Consider the following 816-nt stretch of genomic DNA (forward strand, 5'->3'; position numbering starts at 1 on the left):
CGTTATATTAAATAAGGTTACTAGTCTTTCTGATGAAGATGCCTGGCGGAAAGAATCGGCCGCTTCCCTATTAGAATTTTTTGATCTCGCTGAAACACAATATCAAGAAAAAAATCTCGAACAACTCATTGGAGCAATTATCAAACACTACCAAGAACCTCCAAAAATCACTGATTCGATCAATCTTGTTGAAAAGTTTGGAGTATATGACGAAAAGTTGGATTTATCAGGATACCAATATCCGAGTTTAGATCTTTTCCCGCCCCAATTACACCCTTTAATTGAAAAAATTAATAAACAGGCTGCTCAATATGAACTTCCGCTATTATTAAATGACGAAGAAAATCTTACTTTTCAGGAACTATATGAGCACCCAAATCTGCTATTAGCTGGTACGATTGCTTCTGGTAAAACGCAGTTTATCTACAATCAATTGGTAATGTGGTTGTATAAATCCCATCCAGCACAGTTGAAACTGGTCATATGTAAAAGCAAACCAATTGACTACACTGCTTTTGCCAAACTTGAAAAACATTTTATAGCTGCATTACCCGGTGATCAATCTCCTGTTATCGATCACAATAAGGCTCTTTCAACAATTAATGCATTACTCATTGAATGTGAGCAAAGACAAGAGTTATTTCAAAAAGCAGGTGTAAAATCAATTACAGATTATAATAATAAATTTGTCCATAGAACACTCGACCCATTACTAGGTCATCGTTATCTGCCTGACATCGTATTAATAATGGACGACCTGCAAACATTCTTAGAAGATGACACAATAAGGTCTTTGATCGTATTGACGCAAAAAAA

The 816-nt window shown here is 35.3% G+C and carries 1 protein-coding gene; it reads left to right on the forward strand.

Going from position 1 to position 816, the window contains the following annotated elements:
• Positions 1-816, forward strand: an 816-nt coding sequence (locus tag B2X72_RS05390; RefSeq protein ID WP_286848488.1) for an FtsK/SpoIIIE domain-containing protein, incomplete at both ends; no start/stop codon positions are given.

The organism is Sphingobacterium sp. UBA7253 (genome assembly GCF_002472745.1).
Lineage (GTDB): Bacteria > Bacteroidota > Bacteroidia > Sphingobacteriales > Sphingobacteriaceae > Sphingobacterium > Sphingobacterium siyangense.